This is a genomic window from Hamadaea tsunoensis DSM 44101 (assembly GCF_000428945.1).
Lineage (GTDB): Bacteria > Actinomycetota > Actinomycetes > Mycobacteriales > Micromonosporaceae > Hamadaea > Hamadaea tsunoensis.
Window position 1 is genome coordinate 41870 of the sequence record NZ_AUAX01000042.1, and the last position, 9132, is coordinate 51001.

A 9132-nucleotide genomic window follows, 5' to 3' on the forward strand; every position below is an offset into this window, starting at 1 on the left:
CGGCCGCCGTACACACTTGGGCACGCCGGTGCAGTGGCACAACCTGCGCCGGAAGGTAGCCCTCCGGTGGATGCTGCTCAGCGCCACCCTGGCCGCAGTTCCACTGACAGTCATCATGCGGCAAGCAATCCACGGCGACCCGTGGTTCGCCCTGCACCTGCGAAGCGTCCTGGTCGGAGATCTGCCGGCAATGGCGTGGATGGCCAGCGCCGGTCTCGCCGTGGCCGTGTGGTGCAGCCGCGACCCGGCGACGTCGCGACGTCGTGCCGCCTGGCAATACGCGACCTTCGCCGCAGGAGTCGGCATCTATCTGCTGTCGGCCGCGGCCTACGACTAAAGCCGGCGCCCTGCCGCGATCAGCCCACCCGTTGCCCGTGGCGCCGCTGCCGCCTACTCGCTGTCGCCGCGGTTTCTGAACGGTCGCGGTCCTCGCCCAAGCCTCACTACCAGACCGATCCGGCCACTCGGGCCTCGTCGCTCACCCGTTGTTGAAAGGCCGCAATGTCATCCCCCTCTACCGACGCCGACGGACTGCTACTGGCGTACTGGCATACCCTCAACCTGGCCCGGCGTACGTGGAACAGCCACCACGAGATCGGCCTGCAACTCGACGGCCGCCGGGCGATCATGCTTCCGGACGGCCGCAACGTCGAGGTCACACTCGGCCGGATCAGCCCGGTCGCCGAAGAGATCAGCCTGAAGCATCAGCCCGTCCCGTGCAGCGGCCGGCCCGACTTCGCCGCCTACTGCACCGGCTGCGCCCCAGCGTTCGACTACCGCCAGTGCCAGCACGCCGGTTGGCTCCGTTGCTGGCGCCTCTGGGAAGCCTTCGCCATCAACGAATCCGCTCTGCGCCACAGTGGACTCGCCGAGCACGACGCCAGCGCCGACGACCGCCTTAACGTGGCCATCGCGCTGGCCGAACCGATCGGAATCGTCACCCTCAGCATCGACCGCGACGGCACCGTGACCTCACCCAGCGAGTTCTTCTTCCGAGCCGACCTGCTCCGAGCCGAACTGCGCCGCGTCCATCTGCTGCACATCCCGATCGGGCCGGCGGTGGCACCAGCTCCGGCGGTCGGCCCACAGCGGCTGTGCCACGAATGCGTACGCGGGGAGCAACCGGTCCAGTACTACGACCGCTGCGCGTGGCGGCGATTCGCCCGCGCCTGGGCCGGCGCCCCGCGCTGGCTGTGGAACTGTATCGGCCAGCCCTGCCGCGCATGGCCCAAGCTAGCCAAAGTCCGGTACAACCAAGAAATCACGACACCCGTCGCGGCCCTCGGCCGGTACCGCCCGAACATCTCACGCCGAGCCGCCGATCCTGCCCGAGCCCTCACCGAGCCGGCCGGATCCCGAGGGTAGATCATGACCAGACACCAGCCGCCGCGGACCGCAGACCGATCCACCCGCCAGAACCCGAGCCCGCCACGGCGGAGACGGCAACGCCGCCGAGCCGTGCTCACTCTCGCAGCGGGCGTCGTCACCACCGGCACACCGCCGTTCGCTCTCATCTCCGCGAGCAGCCCTCGCGACGGACGTTCTGCCGCGTACGGCGGCCCGATCGCCGCCAATCAACCCGTCCGCATCATGCCGAAGGCGCGGCTCGCATGATCGTCGACGTCGGCGGGCCGATCTCCTACACCGACCACGGCGGCCCGCCTGACGCCCCGATCCTGGTCCTCGTCCACGGCATCGGCGCATGCCAAAGCAACTGGGACGAGGTGGCGCCTCGCCTCACCGGCCACGCCCGCGTGTACGCACTAGACCTGCCGGGATTCGGCCGATCACCTTCCGCCGGCCGTCGGACCACCGTGGCCGCAAACGCAGACGTCCTGGGCCGAGTCATCGGGCTCCTCCTCGCCGAGCACAACGAGCGTGACCTCGTCCTTGTCGGCACCTCGATGGGAGCCATCATCTCGATCCTGCTCGCCGCGGCGCAGCCGCACCTTGTGCGCGGCCTCGTCCTGATCGCCCCACCATGGCCACCAGCCCGCCACGTGCGTATCAACCGTGACGTGGCCAGATCCGCGATCCTCGGCGGCATGCCCGGTCTCGGAGAACTCCTCGTTGCGCGACGCCTTGCCCGTATCCCCGCCGAGTTGCGGGTAGAGCACGCGTTCACACGGGCCAGCCATAACCCGACGAACATCAATGACATCCTGCGACAAGGGGCCATCGCCAACGAGAACCTGGTCACCGACGGCGGCCTGCGGCGAGTACACGACTACCTCAGCGCCGCCCGCTCGATCGTTCGCACCATGGCCCGCGGGAAGGCATATTGGGCTCGTGTGGAGCGGCTGCAAAAACCCACCTTGCTGCTACACGGAGTCCACGATCGGCTGGTCCCGGTCGCGCAAGCGCGGATGGCGGTGCATCGGCTGCGGCTGGGAACCTACCGCGAACTCGATGCCGGACACGTCGCGCACATGGAAGTCCCACACGAGGTCGCCGCGACCATCGTGTCGTGGCTCGCGACCGTTGGCGGGAACGCGAGACACTGAACGTGAACCGATACAGCCAGGGCATGGCGCTGATGAACGTCGTGCCCTGCCTTCTCAGCGTCATCGCCGTATCGGTGAAATACCTCGCGCACTGCCGTGCGCCTCATGTGCGCGTCGGCATGGACGGAGTCTCAACTTGCCAGCCGAAGGTCGTGCGAGTCTGCCAGCGGGCAGGCTGCTCATCAGCATGTCAGCTTGGCTGAGCGGTGGCGGCCGCGCACGACGACGGGCGGCACGGGGGGTGCCGCCCGTACGGACTCCGTGCAACCGGTGACGGTTTCCGGACCGGGAGTCGTCAGTTGACCTGATCGGGATCGCGCTCTTTGCGGCGTCGGGTGAGCAGGAGGGTGGCCGCCAGGCCGGCCGCGGCCACGGCGGCGATGAAGACTTTGGTGCTCACCGAGAGGCTGCGACGAAAGCCGGTGCTCCGGAGGGCTACGGCGAGCGAGTCCGTCGCAGGCTGCAGCGGCTAGGCGAGCAGTTCACAGTCCGTGCCCGTGGTCTGGGCCTGCGCCGCGCTGCCTGACCGGCCATCGGCCATAATCTCTGGCTCGACGCCCCACATCGCCGATTATCACCCAGAAGAGTGTATCGAACGACGCATGTAGCATATGATGCAATGTAGCGTTCGCTACAGCTATAGTGAAGGTGTGAATCAGGATGAAGCCGAGAAGGCTCTTGCTGCTTGGGCGTCCGTGGAGCGGGACGAGCTTGTCCGCGCCGCCCATGCCGCTGGGGTGAGTAAGAACCGTATTCACACGATCACCGGGATCGCCCGCACGACCATCGACAGAATCTTGGAGACCCCCATGCTGCCCGCACAAACGCTGCGCCTGTCCGCCTACCTGGTCCGTTTCGTCGACGGTTGGCCTCGGCAAGGCGGCTCGCCCTGGTACGTCCAGCCGGCCATGGCTTCGGCGTACACCTCCGATCAGATCGCCGAGCAGCTGCTTAGCGACCTGGAGTTCCGGGCCTTGAAGCTCGCGACCTTCCTGAACACCCCGGATGGCCGCATGCTGGCCGCTGCGGTCGAGTCTCTGACTCCGGCGCTGTACGCCCAAGACGTCACGCTGCTGATCGAGGCGCTGACGATCGCCGGACGGATTCAGCAGGAGCAGGTACGCGAGACGGTCGTGAATGGCGTGGTGGTCGGCGCTGGCGTCGCTCTCGTCGCTGCCCTGCTGGCCAACGCCAACAAGTGACCCGTGTCAGCTGGCGTCAAGTACGGCCTCGTCCTCAAGCCCGGGGACGAGGCCGTACTTGTCCAAGCGACGTACTCGGCCTGAGTCGGCAGTACCTTTCGCCGGACAACAGGAGTCCAGGCTGTATAGCTCTCCTTGCCTCGTGCTTCGGCAAGTGCATCAGACTCTCCTCGCGGTGTTCGGCATCGCTTCAGCCGGGCCGGCTGCGATCGGCTCGTACTGTGGCGGTGGAGTAGCTTGGCCATGGCCCCGCGGAGAGTTGCCGCCTACCCGAGAATTGCGGCGCCGTCGTCCAGCCCGTAGATCTACAGGGCGCCTGCGCGCGACGACGATATGCGCCAGCGGCTGCGTCCAGGAGACGGTTGGGTGCGGGCCCGTACACGCGGCCCACAGGCAGGCTGTGGCCGGGAATGAGTCCCAGCGATGTGAGGACGGCGACGTGCGCCCGCTTCAAATGAGGCGACCTGACTTGCCGCCGGTCCATACGAGGTCGCCGTGGTCGATGCGGATATCGCCGTCCACGGCGAATTCGGCAGTTTCGGCGGTGGTCTTCCCTCGGGTACTGAAGGCGGCGTAGGCAACCCGTACGACGCCGGACTTGACGGTGGACAGCGTGGCGATCGGTCCGCTCGGGTACGCGGCGGCGACCGGCGTGAGGGTGATGGCCGGGTAGCGGCGGATGGTCCAGCGGACGCTGTAGACGGTGCCGGTGTAGCTGTCGGTCCGGTCGAACGGGCAGTCCACCAGCGACAGAGATGTCCGGTTGGCGCAGTCGTCGACGCGGGCACGGACGAGCTTGTCGACGGCTGCGATAGCGGTAGGTTTCACCGCCGGGGCCAGGGTGACCATGGTCGGGGGCTGGTCACGCGTGCGGCCAGGGACCACGGTGGTCACGTCCGGGGCGGCGAACAGCGGGTCGTCGGCGTCGCCGCGGATGGTCCATCGGCCAGGCGGCAGCATGATCGTGGCGTCGGCGACGACGCCGTCCGCCGACGGTGCGGTGGAAAGCGTGAGGGGTCCGATCCGCGCGCGGTGCAGGGCGCCGCCGATGACGGTCAGGCTGCCGGTCGCCCCGTCGCCGAGTGCCCAGGTGCGTTCCAGGCCGCGGCCGCCGCGGTTGACCTGGATGGTTTGCTCGATCGTGGCGCCGGTGATCTGGTAGCGGACGGTCACGTAGGCGATCTGGTGGTTGGGCCGCTGCTGGCCGTCGGTGGCCGGCGCGTACGTGCTGCGCACGATCCGCAGGCCGGTCGGCGGTGCGTACCCCGGATCGTTCAGAGCGTTGTCGCGCAGCACCTCCAGGCCCGGCCGGACTGTGGCCGCGGCGGCGGTGTCCCGCGCGGCCAGTGCACGGAACCAGGCCCGCACGGGCGCGTCCGGTGCCCCGTCGGTGCTTTGCCGTACCCAGAGGGTCGCGTTCGTCGCGACGGCGGCGACCAGGAGCACGGCGATCGCGATCCGGCCGACCCACCGCCGTCCGCGACCGCGGGGCGCCGATGCGGGCTCGTCGGTGGGGGAGAGGCGGGCGCCGCACGCGCTGCAGAACGCCGCCGTCGCCCTCGCGGGCGCCCCGCAGGCGGCACACGTGGCCGTGGACAACGTCGTCATGGCGTCGTCGTCTCGGGCTGGGTCATGACGGCGGCGAACCCGTCGATGAGCACTGCCGGTGGCGTGCGGACAAGTACCGGGGGATCCGACCGGTAGAACAGCCAGCCGTACAGTGGCGCCAGTTGCTGGACCGCGCTGGGCGGCAGGATCGGCCGGTACTGGGTACCGATGGAGTGTTCGCGGCTGGTGTCGCGGCGGGTGGTGAGCTCTCCGCTCTGGCCGGTCAGTCGCCAGCCGGAGCGCGCGCCGCCGGAGTACGCCGTCGTCGACGGCTCGCGCCAGTCACCCGCCCAGCTGGACACGTTGTTGAGGTCGTGGTCGATGCTCGCGCCGCCCTGGATGATTTTGGCGGGGGTCGCGGCGAGGATGCCGGCCGCGGCTTCGGTGCCGTACCGGTCGCGGAGAAACGCCAGGCTCTGGGTGGCCCAGATGGTGGTGATGCCGGCGCCGCCGCCCTCGCTGACCAGCGCCGGGAGGCTGCGGATGGGGGTATTAGCGATTTCGTCCAGAACGACGAGCAGCGGGTCGGCCAGAACGCCACCGGAGTGCGCGGCCAGTTCCCGGGCGGCGTCGGTGGTCGACTCGACGATCGCGATCAGCAGCGGGGCGATCGACTCGATCAAGTGCTTCGGGCCGATCACGTACAGGGTGCTCTTGGTCGCCAGGAAATGGTCGACGTCGAAACTGTCGCGGACCGAGTTGCGCAGCACGGTCGGTTCCACGGTGGCGTCGATCGCTACCATCGCCGCGGAGTAGAACGAGGACCGTTCGCGGTCGGCGACGGCGTTGATGCCGTCGAGGTCGTCGGCCCAGCCCTCGGCCGCGCCGAGGGTTTCGCGCAGGATCGCGACCGGCTCGTCGAGTTCCTGGCGAGCCAGCCACGACTGGATCCGGCTCAGGTCATACCCGGCCAGCGCCGCGGCGTGGAACAGACCGCGCAGGATGCGGCTGGCGCCGGTACGCCAATGCGTCTCCCCGGAGAGTCCCTTGGCGGCGAGGGTCGTCAGGGCGGCGGCGCGCCGGTAGGCGATTCCGGCGTTGCGGCAGCCGGCGTGCGGGGCCCAGCCCATCGACGTGACCCCGGGTTCCGACCCGAACGGGTCGTACACGTACACCCTTCCGCCAGGGCGGGCCAGCCGCTGCCGCTGTGCGGCAGTCGCCTGGAAGATGTCGCCTCTCGTGCTGGAGATGACGGCGGGGCCGTCCCACGACAACGCGTTAGGGATGACGACGCCGGCGGTCTTGCCGTAGCCGGGCGGGCCGACGATCGCGAGACTGTCGCGCAGCGTGTTGGTCCACCGCCGCTCGCCGGTCGCGTCGTCGAAACCGACGAACAGCCGGTTGGTCGGATGCAGGACGAAGGGCGGCACGTTCACGTCGACGTCGAGTCGGATCGGATCAGGGTCGGGAGGTTCGTGCAGGTTGACGGTGGTGGTCATGGTTCCCCCATGTGTGACGTGAGCTCGTCGCGGCCGGGTGGGGCGACGAGCGCGAGTTCGTCGTGGACCGGGTAGCGCCGGCCCGGTGCCTCCAGGCGTTCCAGGCGCAGCTCTGTATGCGGGTGCGAGGCGGACATGACGTCGTCCCAGCCGTCGCGGCCGGCCTCCCACCACTGCAAGCGGGCCAGCGCGCGGCGCAGGCCCTCGCCGTGACCGGCGGCGTACGCGGCCGCATCGGCGGCGAACTCGGCCCGCCGGTTCGCGGCGGCCTGGATCGGCCGCACGATTCCCGAGACCGTGACGAGGACCGACCACAGGACGGCGCGCATCAGCCACTGCAACGGCCGGCTGCGGGTCCCGCCGATCAACCTTCGGGCGATCTCATGCAGTACATAAAGCGGCAACGCGATCCCTTTGATCCACGCCGCGGCGATCGGGTCACCGCGGCGCCAGTGCGCGAGCTCATGCGCCAGGACCCCGGCGATCGCGGCCCGGTCGAATTCCAGTTCCCGGATCATGCCGCGCGAGATCACGACGTGGCGGGTGGCCGCGTACGCGCGCGGTACCGCGTCCTCGGTCATCAGTAGCGCCGGCGGCTCCCGGATGTTCATGCTCGCGGCGACGGTGATCAGGAGCTGGCCGAGCCAGCGGTCCTCGCGGCGGCTCAGCCGCCGCGCGCCCGCCCAGTGCAGCAGCGGTCCCTCGAACCCGACGTGCACGACGACTGTCGCCAGACCGAGGAACAGGGCGGTGGCGATCTGGCCGATGCCGACCGCGAACGGCCACACCGGGTCGCCTTCGTAGAGCAGCTGCCACGGCGACGTGAACGCCAGCCAGCCAAGCTTGAGGCCGCCCGAGACGGCGCCCAGGCACCCGCCGATGATCCCGCCGATCTGGATTGCCGCGGTAGGCAGCAGGTCGCGGGGGGTGACCGGCAAGGGGAAGCCCCACGCGAGGAGCTTGCCGAGCCGGTCGAGCATCGCCGGGCCGGCGAACGTCCCGGATACGGTCCCGGCCACGCCGCCGATGATCGCCCCGGCAGCCGCCATCAACAGCGCGAATGGCACGTTGAACCAGGTGCATAGCCCCGCCGCGAGCGAGCCAGGCAGGTGTGTCCCTAGGAACGACAGCCAGGCCCGCGGTGGGGGCAGGCCGTGGCGGAACACCGGCCGGTAACGGGCGGCTGTAGGGCCAGCGGAAGGTGTGCGCTGTCTGGCGTCGGGTGTGGACACCGATGCCACTGCGGTGCCGCAGGAGGGGCAGATGGTGGCGCCGTTCAAACGGGCGCCGCACTGGTCACAGAACATGGCTCGCTTCCCCCGTGGGAATGACACGCGAGCCATGCGTGCGGAATGTTCACCGTAGCCCGAACGTCGGGCTGTTCGCACTGCGATATAGAGCACGTCGGAGTACGACAACCGAGCAGCGGCGGCGGGGCGTGCCGCCTACGCGAAGAAGCAGGTAACCGGCTTGAGCGCTCAAGCGGTCGTTACTTTCGGCTGCGGGCAAATGTCGCGCTGCTGTGCTTTTCGTAGAGAGGGTTCCTGCCTACGATGGCCGCATGGGGGAAGTATGGTGTCTCGGACATTTAGCAGCACAACCGGGGGTGACGTGTGACTGACCGTGCGAGGCGTTCATCCCAACCGAGGCCCGACGGCGCGGGCGCGGCTCAGCCCGCCGGGTCGGACGGTGCTACCGAGTCCGTCGGCTCGCAACGCGGTCGGCGTACACGCCGCAGCGGCACCGCCTACGACGTCGCGCTCAAACACAGCGATCCGACGTCGCTGAATCCGGAATACATCGTCTTCACCGGCGGGCCGGTCGATCAGGAACCCGGCCGCACGTCCCGGCTGACTTGGACGAAAGGCCGCTGGCGGCCGATCACCGACCGCGAAGCGCACGCCGTGTTCTGGCGGCGTAAAGCCGCCCGGCTCAAGAGACTCTATGCCGACCGGGAAAAGAACAAAGCCGCCCTCGACCGGCTGCCCGCCACTCTCGAAGAAGCACTCGCGGAAATACCCGACGAACTTCCGCCCTGGGACGCCACCCGCTCCGTGATCACCGCGATGCTGCCGGAGCGACTGCTGGCATACGCCGCCGCCTACGCCGACATCCAGGAGTGCAGCCTGCCGCAGCTGATAGAGCTGGCGCTCTGGCGGATGGTGAGCAACGGGGTACCTAAACCCAACGACTTCAAGGCCGAATACGTGGCCATGCGGCAGCGGACATATCAGATCGATCGTGAGGAACGACTCCAGGCCACCGCCGACGATGAGGACGACGACTAGACACCTTTCGGGGTGGGGGTCTGGGTCGAGTCCACTTTGAGGCTTTTGGGTGATCGCGTGTGTCGTCGTGGTGGGGTCTGCTGGTGGCATG

General features: G+C 68.9%; 8 protein-coding genes. 5 read left to right on the forward strand and 3 right to left on the reverse strand.

The genetic code is table 11. The features are described 5' to 3' along the window. Positions 1-70 precede the first annotated feature (70 nt). The 4 genes from G401_RS0136665 to G401_RS0136690 all read left to right on the forward strand — a co-directional run bounded on the left by G401_RS0136665 (position 71) and on the right by G401_RS0136690 (position 3706). A complete protein-coding gene (locus G401_RS0136665) occupies positions 71-337 on the forward strand; it encodes a hypothetical protein (protein WP_157546732.1) in 267 nt (88 codons plus the stop codon). Positions 338-501: 164 nt separating this feature from the next. Further along, positions 502-1365 (forward strand): hypothetical protein, encoded by an 864-nt coding sequence (locus G401_RS56935; RefSeq protein WP_027346402.1) that lies wholly within the window; start codon positions 502-504, stop codon positions 1363-1365. A 245-nt stretch (positions 1366-1610) separates the two neighbouring features. Further along, positions 1611-2504 (forward strand): alpha/beta fold hydrolase, encoded by an 894-nt coding sequence (locus G401_RS56940; protein WP_051367763.1) that lies wholly within the window; start codon positions 1611-1613, stop codon positions 2502-2504. 650 nt (positions 2505-3154) lie between these two features. Next, positions 3155-3706: a hypothetical protein gene (locus G401_RS0136690; RefSeq protein WP_157546733.1), complete on the forward strand. Its 552-nt coding sequence runs from the start codon at positions 3155-3157 to the stop codon at positions 3704-3706. Positions 3707-4156: 450 nt separating this feature from the next. Here the strand turns inward: G401_RS0136690 and G401_RS0136695 are convergent, their stop codons facing one another. Genes G401_RS0136695 through G401_RS50965 form a run of 3 tightly spaced genes read right to left on the reverse strand, consistent with a single transcriptional unit; the run spans position 4157 to position 7772 of the window. Further along, the gene (locus tag G401_RS0136695) at positions 4157-5314 is read right to left on the reverse strand and encodes a zinc ribbon domain-containing protein (RefSeq protein ID WP_027346404.1); all 1158 of its coding nucleotides are present in this window, start codon (positions 5312-5314) and stop codon (positions 4157-4159) included. After that, a complete protein-coding gene (locus G401_RS0136700; protein WP_064741946.1) occupies positions 5311-6753 on the reverse strand; it encodes a type IV secretory system conjugative DNA transfer family protein in 1443 nt (480 codons plus the stop codon). Before G401_RS0136700 ends, G401_RS0136695 begins: the two co-directional genes overlap by 4 nt. Further along, the gene (locus G401_RS50965; protein WP_169734296.1) at positions 6750-7772 is read right to left on the reverse strand and encodes a M48 family metalloprotease; all 1023 of its coding nucleotides are present in this window, start codon (positions 7770-7772) and stop codon (positions 6750-6752) included. The genes G401_RS0136700 and G401_RS50965 overlap by 4 nt, the downstream gene beginning before the upstream one ends. Before the next feature lie 594 nt (positions 7773-8366). Here G401_RS50965 and G401_RS0136710 point away from each other — a divergent pair. Then, positions 8367-9041, forward strand: a complete 675-nt coding sequence (locus tag G401_RS0136710) for a hypothetical protein (protein ID WP_027346406.1) — start codon at positions 8367-8369, stop codon at positions 9039-9041. Positions 9042-9132: the final 91 nt, after the last annotated feature.

Coding starts and splice junctions, on each gene's coding strand:
- G401_RS0136665 (WP_157546732.1), top strand. CDS start 71: ATGCTGCTCAGCGCCACCCTGGCCGCAGTTCCACTGACAGTCATCATG.
- G401_RS56940 (WP_051367763.1), top strand. CDS start 1,611: ATGATCGTCGACGTCGGCGGGCCGATCTCCTACACCGACCACGGCGGC.
- G401_RS0136695 (WP_027346404.1), bottom strand. CDS start 5,314: ATGACGACGTTGTCCACGGCCACGTGTGCCGCCTGCGGGGCGCCCGCG.
- G401_RS0136700 (WP_064741946.1), bottom strand. CDS start 6,753: ATGACCACCACCGTCAACCTGCACGAACCTCCCGACCCTGATCCGATC.
- G401_RS56935 (WP_027346402.1), top strand. CDS start 502: ATGTCATCCCCCTCTACCGACGCCGACGGACTGCTACTGGCGTACTGG.